Consider the following 14,885-nt stretch of genomic DNA (forward strand, 5'->3'; position numbering starts at 1 on the left):
GGCGTCGGCGGACGGTACGAAACGCAATTTACTCGGCGGCAAATTCACGCTTCTATCCGCCGGGTTTGAGCACCTGTTTTAGCATATGGGGAGTTGCACGATGAAATTGTGGAAAACCATTCTGGCCGCTGCGGCGTTGGCCTTGGCCGCCGGGACCTCGGCGATGGCCGCGCGCACCGATCTGGTCATCGGCATTCCGCTCGAACCCCCGCATCTCGATCCGACAGCGGGTGCCGCGGCGGCGATCGACGAGGTGCTCTATGCCAATGTCTTCGAGGGCCTGACCCGCATCGGCCCGAACGGCGAAGTGCTGCCTGATCTCGCCGAAAGCTGGAGTATTTCCGACGACGGCAAGGTCTACACCTTCAAGCTGCATACCGGTGTGAAATTCCATGACGGCACCGACTTCAACGCCGACGATGTGAAATTCTCGCTCGACCGTGCCCGCGCCGACAATTCCGTCAACGCGCAAAAGGGCCTGTTCGCCGCTATCGACAAGGTCGAGGTCGTCGATCCCGCCACGGTGAAGGTCACGCTGAAGAAACCGCAAGGCTCCTTCCTCTACAATATGGGCTGGGGCGACGCGGTGATCGTCGCGCCTGAGACAGCCGACACCAACAAGGAAAAACCTGTTGGCACCGGCCCGTTCAAGTTCCAGAACTGGGCCAAGGGTTCGTCGATCACGCTGGTCAAGTCGGACAATTACTGGGGCGCACCGGTATTCCTCGACAAGGCCGAGTTCCGCATCGTTCCGGATGCCGCCGCCGCCGTTCCGGCATTGCTGTCGGGCGACATCCAGGCCTTTCCGTTCTTCGATCCCGACAGCGTCGCCCAGGTCAAGGACGACCCACGCTTCAAGGTGGTGATCGGCTCGACCGAAGGTGAAACCATCCTGTCGATCAACAACAAGAAGCCGCCCTTCGACAAGCTGCAGGTAAGGCAGGCTATTTCCTTTGCACTCGATCGCAAGGCGATCATCGACGGCGCCTCGGCCGGCCTCGGCGTGCCGATCGGCTCGCACATGTCGCCCGCCAGCAAGGCCTATGTCGACCTCACCGGCCTCTACCCGCACAATGTGGCGAAGGCCAAGGAGTTGCTGAAGGAAGCCGGCCTGGAGAATGGCTTCAAGGCGACGCTGAAGCTGCCGCCGCCCTCCTATGCGCGGCTTGGCGGCGAGATCATCGCCTCCGAGCTTCGCGAAATCGGCATCGATCTCGAGATCATCCCGGTCGAATGGGCGCAATGGCTGGACCAGGTCTTCACCAAGAAGGATTACGACCTGACCATCGTTTCCCACACCGAGCCCAACGACATCGATATCTATTCGCGCAAGGACTATTACTTCAACTACGACAACCCGGCCTTCGACAAGATCATCGACGAGTTGAACCTTACCTCGGATGAAGCCAAGCGCACGACACTGCTCGGCGAGGCGCAGAAGGTCCTGGCCGATGACGCCGTGGTCGGCTTCCTCTACGAACTGCCGAAGGTCGGCGTCTGGGACGCTAAACTGCAGGGCCTGTGGGAAAACGCCCCGATCCAGGCCAACGACCTGACCAAGGTGAAGTGGACGGATTGAGCCGCTGGGCAGATAGGCGAAAGTTGCACTCCTTCGCGCCCCCCTCTGCCCTGCCGGGCTGCTTGGCCCGAGCCGCAGGGCAATCGCTTCAGGTCTGCGCTGCCCCTCATCTGCCTGCTGGCATCTTCTCCCCGTATAGTGACGGGGAGAAGAACGCCCTCGCAAAGGATTTCGCCAATCTTCAGCGGTGCAGAAAGGGTGCTGAGGTTGCGGCCAGCCCCCTTCTCCCCGTCTCTATACGGGGAGAAGATGCCGGCAGGCAGATGAGGGGCGGCGCCGACTTCGACTATTGGCCGGTCGAGCGCTACCTTTTGTCTGAAGCGACTGCCCTGCCGAGACCCGTAGCGTCCGGTAGGACAGAGACGGGCGTGAAAGAGCACTGTCACCTGGTCTCCGCGACAGGCAACGCAGCGGTCCGTGTGCGATGACCGCCTACCTCTTCAAGCGCCTCGTCATCGCCGTCGTCACGCTGGTTCTGGCCTCGATGGTAGTTTTTGCCGTGCTGGAGATCATTCCCGGCGACCCGGCGCGGCTGATGCTTGGCCTGAACGCGAGCGCCGATCAGGTCGAATTGCTGCGCAACCAGATGGGCCTCAACGCTCCCGTCGTGCTGCGCTACCTGCATTGGGCCGGCGGCTTGATGAGCCTCGATTTCGGCCGTTCCTACACCTATTCGGTGCCGGTCATCGATCTGGTCCGCGAGCGCCTCGTCGTCTCGCTGCCGCTGACGCTGATGGCGCTGGCGTTGTCCACCGCCATTGCCATTCCGGTCGGACTGTTTTCCGCCAGCCGAAGCGGCCGCGCCGGCGACACGATCGCGATGGGTGCCGCACAGCTTGGCGTCGCCGTGCCCAATTTCTGGTTCGCGCTGATGCTGATCTATTTCTTCGCCGTCTGGCTGCGGTTGGTGCCGGCGGGCGGTTTTCCCGGCTGGAGCGCCGGCGTCTGGCCGGCGCTGAAATCGCTACTCCTGCCGGCAATCGCCCTCGCTCTGCCGCAGGCGGCGATCCTTGCCCGGGTCACCCGCTCGGCGCTGATCGAAGTGCTGAACGAGGACTACATCCGCACCGCCCGCGCCAAGGGCCTGCCCTATCGTCTTGTCTTATGGCGGCACGCACTGCGCAACGCCATGATCCCGGTGGTCACCATTTTAGGCCTGCAATTCGCCTTCCTGCTTGCCGGCACCATCATCATCGAAAACGTCTTCTATTTGCCCGGCCTCGGGCGGCTGGTGTTCCAGGCGATCAACCAGCGTGACCTGATCGTGGTCGAGAGCGTCGTCATGTTGCTGGTCGCCGCCGTCATCGTCGTCAATTTCGTTGTCGATCTCTCCTATGCGGTGGTCGATCCGCGCCTGAGAGGCCGGCAATGACGCTGCACATCGACATCCCCGACGAGAACCTTGCCGGCATCCTGGCCAAGGCGTTCAAAAACCGTTCGTTCCTTGCCGGCTTCGTCATCACCGCACTGGTGGCCGCGGTCGCCATCCTTTCCTTCTTCTGGACGCCTTACGACGTCACCAAGCTGGTCATTTCCGACAAGACCCAGGCGCCATCGCTGGCGCACTGGTTCGGCACCGACCATTTCGGTCGCGACATCCTGTCGATGATCATGGTCGGCGCCCGCAACTCGATTGCCGTGGCGCTGGTGGCGGTCGGCATCGGCATGGGCATCGGCGTGCCGCTCGGCGCCTTTGCCGCGGCGCGCGGCGGCACCGCCGACGACGTGCTGATGCGGCTGAACGACCTGGTCTTCGCCTTTCCGGCGCTGCTTTCGGCAATTATGATCACCGCCATCTTCGGGCCGGGCGCGTTCAACGCCATCATTGCCATCGGCATCTTCAACATCCCGGTATTCGCGCGCGTCGCCCGGGCCGGCGCCCTGGCGATCTGGCCCCGCGAATTCATCCTCGCCGCCCGCGCCGCCGGCAAGAGCAGGACGCTGATCAGCATCGAACATGTGCTACCCAACATCGCCACGCTGCTCCTGGTACAAGGCACCATCCAGTTCGCGCTGGGCATATTGGCCGAAGCCGGGCTTTCCTATGTCGGGCTGGGCACGCAGCCGCCGATGCCGAGCTGGGGCCGCATGCTGTTCGACGCCCAGACCCGCATGGTGGTGGCGCCGTGGATGGCGATCTTTCCCGGCATGGCGATCGTCATCACCGTGCTTGGCTTGAACCTCCTTGGTGACGGCATTGCCGACATTCTCGATCCGAAATCGCGGCGGCAGCGATGAGCCTGCTCGAAATCGACAAGCTGTCGCTGACCATCGGCGGCACCCGTATCCTCAGAGACGTCGAGCTTTCCGTCGCGCCGGGCGAAGTGATGGGGCTGGTCGGCGAATCCGGCTCCGGCAAGTCGATGACGGCGCTCACCGTGATGCAGCTACTGCCCTGGACGGCGCACGCCACCGGACGCGTCACCTTCGACGGCATCGATATCCTGGCGGCGAGCGAGGATCAGATGTGCGCGCTGCGCGGCGACGACATCGGCATGGTGTTCCAGGAGCCGATGACGGCGCTCAACCCGGTTAAGACCATCGGCGAGCAGGTTGCCGAGGGTATTCGCTGGCACACCAGGGCGAGCCGCGCGTACGCAGAGGAACGGGCGCGAAAAATGCTCGACCGGGTCGGCTTGCCGGCGGCGCAGTTCCCTTTGTCGCGCTATCCGCACGAGCTTTCCGGGGGCCAGCGCCAGCGCGTCGTCATCGCCATCGCCTGTGCGCTAAAACCCAAGCTGCTGATCGCCGATGAGCCGACGACCGCGCTCGACGTGGTGCTGCAGGCGCAGATCCTCGACCTGCTGCGCGACCTCGTAGCGGAAAACCGCATGGGCCTGCTGCTGATCTCACATGACCTCGCTGTGGTGACCGAGATGGCGGACCGCATCACCATCCTGCGCCACGGCGAGGTGATGGAGGCCGGCGACACGGCGCGCACGCTGTCCGAACAACTCCATCCCTACACGCGCCAACTGGCGCAGGCCTCGATGCATGTGCCGGCGCGCGCCCGAACACATGAGGTCGGCCAAGGCAAACCCCTGCTCCAAGTCGACAATTTGACGCGCGATTATCCGGGACGCCGCATATCGCTGTTGAAACGCGCTGCTCCCATCCGTGCCGTCGACGATGTCTCCTTCTCGATGGCGCCCGGTCAGTCGGTGGCGCTCGTCGGCCGTTCCGGCTGCGGCAAGTCGACCCTCGCCCGCATGGTTCTGGCACTGGACAAGCCGACCGCCGGAACGATCCGCTTCCGCGGCGACACCCTCACCGGCAAGAGCGAGGCGGAGCTGAAGCCGGCACGGCGCGACATGCAGGTCGTGTTCCAGGACCCGTATGGCTCGTTCGACCCACGCCAGAAGGTCGAAAGATTGGTGGCCGAGCCGCTGCATGTGCTGGAGAAGAAGCCGCCGCCCGCCGCGCGGCGCGAGATGGTGGCGCATGCGCTGCACGAGGTCGGCCTCTCACCAAGCGACATGGACAAGTATCCGCACGAGTTTTCGGGTGGCCAGCGCCAGCGCCTGTCGATCGCCCGCGCCATCATCACCCGGCCGAAGCTGGTCGTCGCCGACGAGCCGGTCTCGGCGCTCGACGTCTCGATCCGCGCCCAGATCCTCGACCTGTTCGCCGAGCTCAACCAGAAGCTCGGCATCGCCTATCTGTTCATCACCCATGATCTGACCGTCGTCCGCGCCATCACCGACGAAGTGATGGTCATGCATGACGGCAAGATCGTCGAGCGCGGCAGGACGAGCGAAGTGCTCGACCACCCGCAGTCCGAGGCGGCCAAGGCGCTGGTCGCCGCCGCTCCCGATTTGCATCGGGCCATTGCGAAAAAGATGCAGGAGCAGGGTTAGAGCAGCTTTGTGGCACGGCTTATTCGTCGGCGTACGGGCGGGAGAATGGCCATTGACAGCCAACAGTTTTGAAAGGTGCGAAGGGCCCGAGCCCAATCGGGTTCCGCCGCTGGGCCTGGGCGGCTCTGCTGAGCTGTTCGGGGCGGGTGCTCTGCTGCTGTTCCTGACAACGCGGGTAGCAGTCCCAGCGTTCGTCTCCGCCACCGGGGCTGAGACTGTGGTGATGTGGTTCTTGGCCGCAAGCATCATCCTTTTTGGCCCCCTGCTCCTCACGGCTGCCCTGCTGTTGTATCGAGAACGGCGTCCAGGAAGGCTGGGTTCGTTGGGCGCGCGGCTGTGGCTTCGCCCGATGAATGGCGGCGACTGGCTCTGGGCTGTTGGCGGGCTGGCGGCTGTCAGCGCGCTGACCGGCGGCATCGGCACCGCGCTCCGGATGCTGCAAGACGGGAAGAATATTCATCCCTCGTTCATGGCTTTCGAGCCGCTAGGTCCCGGCCGGTACTGGATTCTCGGCGCGTGGCTGCCGTTTTTTGTGCTGAACATCGTTGGGGAAGAGTTTGTCTGGCGGGGTGTCGCACTGCCGCGGCAAGAGGTTGCCTTCGGGAGGCGGGCTTGGCTGGTCAATGGGACCCTGTGGTTGTTGTTCCACGCTGCCTTCCCTTGGCAAGTCCTGTTGACCCTTGTGCCGATCACGTTGCTCCTGCCCTACATTGTCCAGCGGCGTCGCAGCACATGGGCCGGGATCGTTATCCACGCCGGGTTCGGTGCAATGGGCTTCCTGGTCCTAGCATTCGGGCTTGCCTAGCGCCCCAGACCTGCACCGCGCGATTGTACGGCGGTGCAGGAACAGGTTTGAGGCCCCTCAGATCATCTGGAATTGCCCGGTGGCCTTGAACCGGAGATAGGCGTCGATGCTGCGCGCCATATTGGGCAGCATTTCGGGCAAGCCGTCGACCGCGAACCAGCCGACGGCGCTGCTCTCGTTATCGATAACGGCCGGCTCGCCTTCAAAGGAGCGCGTATGCAAGATCAGCGCGAAGAACTGGGCTCGATCACCATTCGGAAACAGGAATGTTTCATATTGCGGGTCGCAGCCAAACCCGAACGGCTCGATGCCGCTGACGATCAGCCCGGTTTCCTCGGCTACCTCCCGGCTTACCACCGTTTCCAGGTTCTCCCCTTCCTCAGCATTGCCGCCCGGCAGACCCCAAACACCAAAATCGGTCCGTTTCTGCAGCAGGATGCGACCATCGGCGCCCTCGATGGCGATCCGCGCATCGGGCATCAGCACCAGACGATCGCCGATCAGCTCCCGCAGTCGTCCCGGATAGCTGTCGGCGTCAGCAAATCGTTAGCACACGATGTCTCAGTCTTGTGGCTTGACCAAATCGACCGGGCTGATGTCGAGCAGGTCGAGCGTGCGGCGAAGAAGCCGCATCTCGTTCCCGGCAAGCTGCGAGTCGGCCTTGGCGACTTCCGCCATGTGGCGGGCGAGCAGCTTGCGCCGCTCGACGTCGAGGTCGCGGAACTGCGCAATGGCCTGCGAGCCGTTGGTCTCGTAGCCGAACTCGTTGAGGTATTCGATGACGCTGTCGATGCTGGTTTCGGGAATGCCGAAAGCTTCACGGCAGATACGCCTGAAGGCGGTCATCTCGCTTTCGCTGACCGAACCGTCGGCCAGGATCATGCGGAACAGCATCAGCAACTCCGCCGACAGCACCGGATCGTCCGCCACCTTGCGCACGCCGGGGTCGCCGTCGAAGATCGAGCGTATCTGGTCCAGCAATCCCATCGCCATCAGCGTCCCCTCCGATTCGTCCGGAGATAGGTAGCGCGGAATCGGCCTGGCGCAAACGGGGTGCGCGTGGTGGAACCCGCCATATTTTCTCGCCGGAAAACTGCTGGCCAATCCGGCGACCCGCTGCGTGTGCTCATTGGTGTGTGACCACGCGCCTGATAGTATGCCGCTGTACGAATCATGTTGAGGAGGGACCGAACATGAATCTCAGTGCGCCTACCCAGCTTATTTTCATCATATCCCTTGTTATCGCCATCATCGGCGTTCTCGCCGCGCTTGGCGTTCTTGCGTTCATCCCTTTGGCTGCCGTGTGGATTGTCGTCATCGCCTACATCGTGCTGGCCGCCGGCTGTCTGATGCGCGGCGCTTAAACACAACCAGAGAACTCAGAATCTCAGGCAACTCGGAGCGCCCGGCCAAAAGCCGGGCGCTTTTGATTCTGAAGGATGGTCTGTTAAAGTCGCCTGGCGGAAGGAAAGCGCATGCCCGCCGACAGCGACGACGGCAGCCGCCACGACAGTCCAGGCCTCGATCGGTTCGAGCCAGGCCTCGATCGCTTCGAGATGGTGCGGCGCGCGCCCAGCCATCGGCTTCAGGGCGCCGTCACCGACATATGCGGCTTTCGCGAAACCATGCCAGGCCATTTCCGCGCCGTCGAATATGCCTCCCTGACCGTGCCACTGGTCATCAGCTTTGCGGAACCCTTTGCCATTGGGCTCGGCAAAAACCCCAGCGACAACGACCGCTTCGCCAGTTTTGCCGCCGGCCTTTATGCCGGGCCGGTGGTGATCGAATCCTTCGGCGGCGCCTGCTGTGTGCAGATCAATTTCACCCCGCTCGGCGCCCGTCGGTTCTTCGGCCGGCCGATGAGCGAGCTGACCGACCGCATGGTCGGCCTGGACGATGTGCTTGGCGTTGAAGGCATCGCGCTTCGCGAAAGGCTTGGCAATGCGCCGGATTGGAGCACACGCTTTGCCATCGCCGAGGCATTCGTCGCGGACCGGTTGGCAACCGCGGACCGCACTCAAGCCGAAATAGCCTGGGCCTATGAGACGATCGTCACGACGGGCGGCCGGACCCGCATCTCGACACTGGCCGAAAAACTTGGCTGGAGCCGCAAGCATCTTGCCGGAAAATTTTCGGACGCGATCGGAACCGGCCCAAAAACGCTGTCGCGAATTGTCCGCTTCAACCATGCGCTTGGCCTGTCGAGGCAGGCCAACAGCGATTGGGCCGACATCGCCGCCGACTGCGGCTATGCCGACCAGGCGCATCTGGTGCGCGAGTTCCGCGACCTTGCCGGCACAACGCCGACGGCGCTTGGCGCGAGGTAACATTTCTTCAAGACGCGCGACCGGCCTTCGCCCAGACTGGGTTAATCGACCAACCCATTAAAGGAGATCAGCCATGCCGAACACCACCGAACCACCGCGGCTCTATCCGGCGCTGCGCTACAGGAATGCCGGCAAGATGATCGATTGGCTGCGGGGCCTTCGGCTTCAGCGTCCGCGCCCGCTATGGCGAAGGCGACGTGGTGCACCACGCCGAACTCGCATTCGGCTCCTCGATCATCATGCTCGGCACGGCACGCGATGACACCTATGGCAAGATGGTCGGCGCGCCCGGCTCGGGCGGCGGCAGGTCGATCTATGTCGCCGTCGCTGACGCCGACGCGGCATACGCTCGCGCAAAAGCGGCCGGCGCCGAGATTCTGGAAGAACTCACCGACCGCGATTATGGCAGCCGCGAGTTCATCTGCCGCGATCCGGAAGGCAATGTCTGGTCGCTCGGCACCTACTGGCCGAAGGCTGACGAGCCCGCCGGCTAGCGCGCCTGCCCAAAAATCGCGTCGCAGTCGAGGTGGGTTTCCAGTTCGGCTGCGATCTCGTCCAGTGCCCGTTCGACCTCGGCGCGGTAGTCGATGCCGCCGCCTTTGACGCCGAGGCTTTCCAGGAATTTCGCCCGGAAGGCGTCAGCGGAAAACAGCCCGTGCATATAGGTGCCTGATACCTTGCCGTCGGCGGAGATGGCGCCATCGTCGGCACCGTTGATGATTGCGGATGGCCGCAGCGTGTCCGGACCGGTGGTGCGGCCGAGATGGATCTCGTAGCCCTCGAGCGGCAGGGCGAACGGCACCGAGCGCGCACTGACATTGCGCACCGTCTTTTCCGGCTCCATCACCGTTTCGACGTCGAGCAGGCCGAGGCCCTGTGTCTCGGTAACGCTGCCCTCAATGCCGTCAGGATCGCGCACTATATGGCCGAGCATCTGGAAGCCGCCGCAGATGCCGACAATATGGCCACCTCGTTTCCTATGCGCGGCAAGGTCGCGATCCCAGCCGTTCTCGCGGAATTTCAGGAGGTCGCCGATCGTCGACTTGGAGCCGGGAATGACCACCAGACCTGCATCCTGCGGCAAGCGTTGGCCAGGCGGCACGAACACCACCTCGACCTGCGGTTCGGCCTTGAGCGGGTCGAGGTCGTCGAAATTGGCGATGCGCGAGAGCACCGGCACGGCGACCTTCAGCGCGCGCTTCTCGCCGGACGCCAATCGTTCGAGCACGACGGAATCTTCCGACGGCAGCCGCGCCGCCGCCTTCAACCACGGCACGACGCCAAAACAGCGCCAGCCGGTAAATTTTTCGATCGCCTTGATGCCGTCGTCGAACAGCGAGACGTCGCCGCGGAACTTGTTGATGAGATAGCCGGCAATCATGCGCCGGTCCTCATCCGGCAGGATCAGATGCGTGCCGGCGACCGAGGCGATGACGCCGCCGCGATCGATGTCGCCGACCAGGATCACCGGCACGCCGGCGCGCGTCGCAAAGCCCATATTGGCAATGTCGCGGCTCCTGAGATTGATCTCGGCCGGCGAGCCGGCGCCCTCGACGATGACCAGATCGGCGCCCTCGCCGACCTTCGCCCAGGAGTCCAGCACCGCGTCCATCAGCCGACCCTTCAGCGCCTGGTAGTCGCGTGCCCGCGCTTCGCCGAACACCTTGCCCTGCACGATGACCTGCGCGCCGACATCGGTCTGCGGTTTGAGCAGCACCGGGTTCATATGGATGGTCGGCGCCACGCCGCAGGCGATCGCCTGCAGCCATTGCGCGCGGCCGATCTCGCCGCCGCCTGAATCGCCGGGAATATCGGCGACGGCGGCGTTGTTCGACATGTTCTGCGGCTTGAACGGCCGCACTTTCAAGCCGCGCTTCGTCGCCGCGCGGCAGAGACCGGCAACGAGCACCGTCTTGCCGACATCCGAACCCGTGCCCTGCAGCATGATCGCTTTGGCCATATCAGCTCCTGCCCTGCGCAACGGTTCCGGTGATCGTCGACTTGGCTGCCAGCGGCCCGCCGCGCCACAGATAGAGCGCCAGCAGCGGCTCTTTGCCGGTGCGCATGGCGTGGCTGACATCAGGGGCATGGTGGATCACCTCGCCCGCCGCTCGAACGCGGAAGCCGCCGTCACCCATGCGCCATTCGGTAGCGCCGGTCAGCGGAATGTAGATCTCCTCGGCGACGTGATGATGATCGGGGTAGACGATGTCGGGTCCGAGGATCAGCAAGCCGGCCGCGACCTCATCGTTGACGAAATGGCCACGCGTGCCGAACACCTCCAGCCAGCCATAATTCTCCATGAATGTCGCGCCGAAATCCGCCTCGCTATAGGTCTGGCCCCAGCGCAGATCGCCTCGCCGCTCCGCAACCAGCCGCGCCAGCGGCTTGGCGACAGCGGGAGCGAGTTCGACGATACGGTCGAGCTGGACGAGACAAGGCAGTGCATGCGGTTCGAGCGGCCGGCCCGGCATGTCCCAGCCGATCCGGGCCACGGCGTCGCGCACCAGCCCATCATCGACCGTTTCGAGATAGGCATGGAAGCGCCCAAGCAGTTCGTCGAAATTTGTCGTCACACTTTTCTCCAAAGCGCATTCGCGCACAGCGGCTGCGCAGACGGTCGGGTTGCGCGGCGGCATCATTGGTCTAGATTGGACGGCGCGCAAAGCCAAAAACGACAGGCCAGCAGGCCGGAAACGTCAGGGAGCACGCCATGGACGCCGCTGTCGATGCGAGCACCAGCCAGTTCGAACTCAACGAGGACCAGCGCGCCATACAGGAGATGGCCGAGGCCTTCGCCGCCGACCGTGTCGCGCCGAACGCACTCGACTGGGACCGCAACAAGCATTTCCCGGCCGACGTGATCCGCGAGACAGGTCCGCTCGGTCTTGGCGGCATCTATGTCCGCGACGATGTCGGCGGCTCGGGGCTCGGCCGGCTCGACGCCGTGCTGATCTTCGAGGCGCTTTCGCGTGCCGATCCGGCGTTTTCCGCCTTCATCTCGATCCACAACATGGTGGCATCGATGATCGACCGCTTCGGCAGCGACGAACAGCGCCGGCGCTTCCTGCCCAAACTGACCTCAATGGAATGGCTGGCAAGCTACTGCCTGACCGAGCCGGGCTCGGGCTCGGATGCGGCGGCGCTGAAGACGCGCGCGACAAGGACCGGCGGCGATTATGTGCTGAACGGCGCCAAGCAGTTCATCTCCGGTGCCGGCGACAGCGACCTTTATGTCGTCATGGCGCGCACCGGCGCCGACGGGCCGAAGGGAATTTCCACCTTCGTCGTGCCGAACGATGCGCCCGGCCTTTCTTTCGGCGCCAACGAGCACAAGATGGGCTGGCACATGCAGTCGACCCGCCAGGTCGTCTTCGAGGATTGCAAGGTGCCGGCCGGAAACCTTTTGTCGGCCGAAGGCGCCGGCTTCGGCATCGCCATGGCCGGGCTCGACGGCGGCCGGTTGAACATCGCCGCCTGTTCGCTCGGCGGCGCGCAATCGGCGCTCGACAAGGCGCTCGCCTACACGGCCGAGCGCAAGGCTTTCGGGTCGAAGATCAATCAGTTCCAGGCGCTGCAGTTCAAGCTCGCCGACATGGAGACCGAACTGCAGGCAGCACGCATATTCCTCTACACCGCCGCCTCAAAGCTGGACCGCAAGGCGCCGGATGCCGGAAAATGGTCGGCGATGGCCAAGCGCTTCGTCACCGACACCGGCTTCAACGTCGCCAACGATGCCCTGCAGCTGCATGGCGGCTATGGTTACCTGCACGATTACGGCATCGAGAAGCTGGTGCGGGACCTGCGCGTCCACCAGATCCTCGAAGGCACCAACGAGATCATGCGCGTCATCATCGCTCGCGCCCTGATCGGCCGCTGAGGCCAGCAAACACCGGGAGAAAACGATGACCACCATCGCCTTCATCGGCCTCGGCAATATGGGAAATCCGATGGCCGCCAACCTGGTCAAGGCCGGATATGCCGTGCACGGCTTCGACCTGGTGCCGGAGAACCTCGTCATCGCCAGGGAGCACGGCGTCGTCATCATGGCCAATGCCGTTGCGGCGGTGAGGGATGCCGATGCGGTCATCACCATGTTGCCGGCCGGCAAGCATGTTCTGTCGGTTTACGCAGACATCGCGCCCAAGGCGAAAAAAGGCGCGCTGTTCATCGATTCCTCGACCATCGATGTCGAGTCGGCCCGAAAAGCCCATGCCATCGCCGCCAAGCACGGGTTGCTGACGATCGACGCGCCGGTCTCCGGCGGCACCGGCGGTGCGGCGGCCGGCACGCTGACCTTCATGGCCGGCGGTTCGAAGGAAGCCTTCGCCAAGGCCGAACCAATCCTCAAGCCGATGGCCGGCCGCATCGTTCATTGCGGCGACGACGGCGCCGGACAGGCGGCGAAGATCTGCAACAACATGATTTTGGGCATTTCGATGATCGGCGTTGCCGAGGCCTTCGTGCTGGCGGAAAAGCTCGGCCTGTCGCACCAGGCGCTGTTCGACGTCGCCTCGACCTCGTCCGGCCAGTGCTGGTCGCTGACCACCTACTGCCCGGTGCCCGGCCCGGTGCCGACATCGCCCGCCAACAACGGCTACAAGCCGGGGTTTGCCGCAGCGCTGATGCTGAAGGACCTGAAACTGTCGCAGGAGGCCGCGCAGAGCGCCGGTGCGGTAACGCCGCTCGGCGCCGAGGCAGCCCAGCTCTATGCGCTGTTTAACGCACAAGGCAATGCTGGTGCGGATTTTTCCGGCATCATCAATTTCCTCCGTGGTGACCCGGCGTAAGCTCCAATTTCGTAGTTTTCGATCTGCCCAAAGCGGAAAGTCGACAAATTTAGGTTTGCTTAAGCTCTTGCTAACCCTGCAGTAACGATGTGCGTTTAAAACGGATGGCGAGGCGGACACCCGCCCGGCGCTCCGGATCAGGTCTCGCGTACCGGAGCCCTTAAGTTTCGCAAGTGTTTAGTTGGCGAAGCGCCATGCGTATCTGGCAAAGCCGCGTTCCGATGGAGCGCGGTTTTTGCGTTTCGCGTTCTTCAAGGACAATGAGGCGATCGCCCTGGCGCGTCTTGCCACGCTCGGCAGGGACGAGCTTTGCCGGCCGGGAGAGTGAGGGCAGGCTTAGTGCGCCAAAGCTGGATAGACGGCAGTGCCTAGGTGTTTGATCTCAGGCTTTGATGGCGCACCATTGTCGTCCGAATCAAAGGACGCGCTATGGGACAGATTCTACACGGCCGCGCCACGACGACAGAGGCGGTCCGTCGAGCAATACAGCATAGTCAAGAGAGCCTGAGGGCACTGGCCAAGCGCTATGGCATCGATCAGAAGACGGTTGCGAAGTGGCGGAAGCGGCCGTCGACCGCCGATCTTCCGACCGGCCCGAAGGAGCCGAGGTCGACAGTGCTGTCCCTCGAAGAGGAAGCGGCCATCGTCGCCTTTCGCAAGCACACGCTGCTGGCGCTGGATGATTGTCTGCATGCGCTTCAGCCGACGATCCCGCATCTGACGCGCTCGTCATTGCATCGTTGCCTTCAGCGTCATGGCATTTCGAGGCTGCCGCAGCTGGATGCTGACAAGCCGGCCAAGAACAAGTTCAAAGCCTATCCGATCGGCTATTTCCACATCGACATCGCCGAGGTGCAGACCGCCGAGGGCAAGCTGCGTCTCTTCGTTGCCATCGATCGAACGTCCAAGTTCGCTTATGTGCAATTGCACGAGACGGCGGGCAAAATGGCGATGGCCCAGTTCCTTCGGGATCTGATCGCGGCCGTGCCCTATGCCATCCATACCATTCTGACCGACAACGGCATCCAGTTCACCAACCGGAGCTGCGATCGGCACGCCTTCGAGCACATCTTCGACGGCGTCTGCGACGAACATGGCATCGAGCACAGGCTCACAAAGATCAACCATCCCTGGACCACTGATGTGATCGACAAGAGCCTTTTTGATAAATCTGCGCTATTCTCCTGTCGCGCACGGACGACCGCGTGGCGAAGAGCAGGGTCCGAGGTGAGAGCCCTGCCGCGCAGCTTCTATCGTCGCACCTCGTTTGCGGCATCCGTGCGCGCCTTTCTCGGGCCTCGCGGGTTCCAACCGGCGACGAAGCGTGCATAGGCGCTCTCGGCCTGCTCCACCCACCGGCGCTCTTCTTCCCGGTGGCTCTTGATGTTGTAGGCGTGCGCGGCCCCCTTTTGGCCGCGCACGGCCTTGCTCCCGGCCTTGAGTTCCACATCGCGCAGCTTCTTGGCATGCAGGGAGGGTCGAGCCCACGCGTAACTCTCGCCCTTCATCAACAGATGCCAGATCACG

General features: G+C 63.5%; 13 protein-coding genes and 3 pseudogenes. 11 read left to right on the forward strand and 5 right to left on the reverse strand.

The genetic code is table 11. The features are described 5' to 3' along the window. Positions 1–100: 100 nt before the first annotated feature. The 5 genes from NKJ94_RS28120 to NKJ94_RS28140 all read left to right on the forward strand — a co-directional run bounded on the left by NKJ94_RS28120 (position 101) and on the right by NKJ94_RS28140 (position 6,241). Positions 101–1,579, forward strand: coding sequence for an ABC transporter substrate-binding protein (locus NKJ94_RS28120; RefSeq protein WP_352529777.1), 1,479 nt, complete (start codon positions 101–103; stop codon positions 1,577–1,579). Between the two features lie 424 nt (positions 1,580–2,003). Further along, positions 2,004–2,951, forward strand: a complete 948-nt coding sequence (locus NKJ94_RS28125; RefSeq protein WP_352529779.1) for an ABC transporter permease — start codon at positions 2,004–2,006, stop codon at positions 2,949–2,951. Further along, complete coding sequence (locus NKJ94_RS28130) at positions 2,948–3,817, forward strand: ABC transporter permease (RefSeq protein ID WP_352529781.1); 870 nt, start codon at positions 2,948–2,950, stop codon at positions 3,815–3,817. The genes NKJ94_RS28125 and NKJ94_RS28130 overlap by 4 nt, the downstream gene beginning before the upstream one ends. Continuing rightward, on the forward strand, positions 3,814–5,436 hold the full coding sequence (locus tag NKJ94_RS28135) for an ABC transporter ATP-binding protein (RefSeq protein WP_352529783.1): 1,623 nt from the start codon (positions 3,814–3,816) through the stop codon (positions 5,434–5,436). The genes NKJ94_RS28130 and NKJ94_RS28135 overlap by 4 nt, the downstream gene beginning before the upstream one ends. Positions 5,437–5,488: 52 nt before the next feature. Further along, positions 5,489–6,241, forward strand: a complete 753-nt coding sequence (locus tag NKJ94_RS28140) for a CPBP family intramembrane glutamic endopeptidase (RefSeq protein ID WP_352529785.1) — start codon at positions 5,489–5,491, stop codon at positions 6,239–6,241. Between the two features lie 57 nt (positions 6,242–6,298). On the opposite strand, the gene NKJ94_RS28145 is transcribed toward NKJ94_RS28140, so the two are convergent. Both NKJ94_RS28145 and NKJ94_RS28150 read right to left on the reverse strand, forming a co-directional pair. Continuing rightward, entirely contained in the window at positions 6,299–6,721 is a 423-nt protein-coding gene (locus tag NKJ94_RS28145) for an NUDIX domain-containing protein (protein WP_352529801.1), read from the reverse strand. A gap of 81 nt (positions 6,722–6,802) precedes the next feature. After that, positions 6,803–7,234 carry a TerB family tellurite resistance protein gene (locus tag NKJ94_RS28150; RefSeq protein WP_352529787.1) on the reverse strand — a complete coding sequence of 144 codons (432 nt, stop codon included), beginning with the start codon at positions 7,232–7,234 and terminating at the stop codon, positions 6,803–6,805. 200 nt (positions 7,235–7,434) lie between these two features. Between NKJ94_RS28150 and NKJ94_RS28155 the strand changes: the two genes are divergently transcribed. The 3 genes and pseudogenes from NKJ94_RS28155 to NKJ94_RS28165 all read left to right on the forward strand — a co-directional run bounded on the left by NKJ94_RS28155 (position 7,435) and on the right by NKJ94_RS28165 (position 9,062). After that, the gene (locus NKJ94_RS28155) at positions 7,435–7,605 is read left to right on the forward strand and encodes a hypothetical protein (protein WP_352451984.1); all 171 of its coding nucleotides are present in this window, start codon (positions 7,435–7,437) and stop codon (positions 7,603–7,605) included. A gap of 111 nt (positions 7,606–7,716) precedes the next feature. Then, positions 7,717–8,568 (forward strand): helix-turn-helix domain-containing protein, encoded by an 852-nt coding sequence (locus NKJ94_RS28160; protein WP_502904220.1) that lies wholly within the window; start codon positions 7,717–7,719, stop codon positions 8,566–8,568. Positions 8,569–8,641: 73 nt separating this feature from the next. Then, positions 8,642–9,062 (forward strand): annotated as a pseudogene (locus tag NKJ94_RS28165) (VOC family protein). On the opposite strand, the gene NKJ94_RS28170 reads toward NKJ94_RS28165, so the two are convergent. Continuing rightward, complete coding sequence (locus NKJ94_RS28170; RefSeq protein WP_352529789.1) at positions 9,059–10,528, reverse strand: cobyric acid synthase; 1,470 nt, start codon at positions 10,526–10,528, stop codon at positions 9,059–9,061. The pseudogene NKJ94_RS28165 and the gene NKJ94_RS28170 sit on opposite strands and share 4 nt — an antisense overlap. A 1-nt stretch (position 10,529) precedes the next feature. Continuing rightward, a complete protein-coding gene (locus NKJ94_RS28175) occupies positions 10,530–11,144 on the reverse strand; it encodes a dimethylsulfonioproprionate lyase family protein (RefSeq protein ID WP_352529791.1) in 615 nt (204 codons plus the stop codon). A gap of 137 nt (positions 11,145–11,281) precedes the next feature. On the opposite strand from NKJ94_RS28175, the gene NKJ94_RS28180 reads away from it, so the two are divergent. The 3 genes and pseudogenes from NKJ94_RS28180 to NKJ94_RS28190 form a co-directional block, all read left to right on the forward strand. Beyond that, positions 11,282–12,448: an isobutyryl-CoA dehydrogenase gene (locus NKJ94_RS28180; protein ID WP_352529793.1), complete on the forward strand. Its 1,167-nt coding sequence runs from the start codon at positions 11,282–11,284 to the stop codon at positions 12,446–12,448. A gap of 25 nt (positions 12,449–12,473) precedes the next feature. After that, positions 12,474–13,358: a 3-hydroxyisobutyrate dehydrogenase gene (gene mmsB, locus NKJ94_RS28185; RefSeq protein ID WP_352529795.1), complete on the forward strand. Its 885-nt coding sequence runs from the start codon at positions 12,474–12,476 to the stop codon at positions 13,356–13,358. A 429-nt stretch (positions 13,359–13,787) separates the two neighbouring features. Continuing rightward, a pseudogene (locus NKJ94_RS28190) lies at positions 13,788–14,513 on the forward strand (DDE-type integrase/transposase/recombinase); the annotation flags it as partial. A 95-nt stretch (positions 14,514–14,608) separates the two neighbouring features. Here the strand turns inward: NKJ94_RS28190 and NKJ94_RS28195 are convergent. Beyond that, positions 14,609–14,885, reverse strand: a pseudogene (locus NKJ94_RS28195) (IS110 family RNA-guided transposase); the annotation flags it as partial.

Origin of the sequence: Mesorhizobium sp. M0060, from assembly GCF_040323155.1 — a bacterium.
Lineage (GTDB): Bacteria > Pseudomonadota > Alphaproteobacteria > Rhizobiales > Rhizobiaceae > Mesorhizobium.

What these genes read in the sequence shown, in the direction of transcription:
- NKJ94_RS28155 (WP_352451984.1), top strand. Translation starts at nt 7,435, where the DNA reads ATGAATCTCAGTGCGCCTACCCAGCTTATTTTCATCATATCCCTTGTT.
- NKJ94_RS28120 (WP_352529777.1), top strand. Translation starts at nt 101, where the DNA reads ATGAAATTGTGGAAAACCATTCTGGCCGCTGCGGCGTTGGCCTTGGCC.
- NKJ94_RS28130 (WP_352529781.1), top strand. Translation starts at nt 2,948, where the DNA reads ATGACGCTGCACATCGACATCCCCGACGAGAACCTTGCCGGCATCCTG.
- NKJ94_RS28180 (WP_352529793.1), top strand. Translation starts at nt 11,282, where the DNA reads ATGGACGCCGCTGTCGATGCGAGCACCAGCCAGTTCGAACTCAACGAG.
- NKJ94_RS28170 (WP_352529789.1), bottom strand. Translation starts at nt 10,528, where the DNA reads ATGGCCAAAGCGATCATGCTGCAGGGCACGGGTTCGGATGTCGGCAAG.
- NKJ94_RS28160 (WP_502904220.1), top strand. Translation starts at nt 7,717, where the DNA reads ATGCCCGCCGACAGCGACGACGGCAGCCGCCACGACAGTCCAGGCCTC.
- mmsB (WP_352529795.1), top strand. Translation starts at nt 12,474, where the DNA reads ATGACCACCATCGCCTTCATCGGCCTCGGCAATATGGGAAATCCGATG.
- NKJ94_RS28150 (WP_352529787.1), bottom strand. Translation starts at nt 7,234, where the DNA reads ATGGCGATGGGATTGCTGGACCAGATACGCTCGATCTTCGACGGCGAC.
- NKJ94_RS28135 (WP_352529783.1), top strand. Translation starts at nt 3,814, where the DNA reads ATGAGCCTGCTCGAAATCGACAAGCTGTCGCTGACCATCGGCGGCACC.
- NKJ94_RS28145 (WP_352529801.1), bottom strand. Translation starts at nt 6,721, where the DNA reads ATGCCCGATGCGCGGATCGCCATCGAGGGCGCCGATGGTCGCATCCTG.
- NKJ94_RS28125 (WP_352529779.1), top strand. Translation starts at nt 2,004, where the DNA reads ATGACCGCCTACCTCTTCAAGCGCCTCGTCATCGCCGTCGTCACGCTG.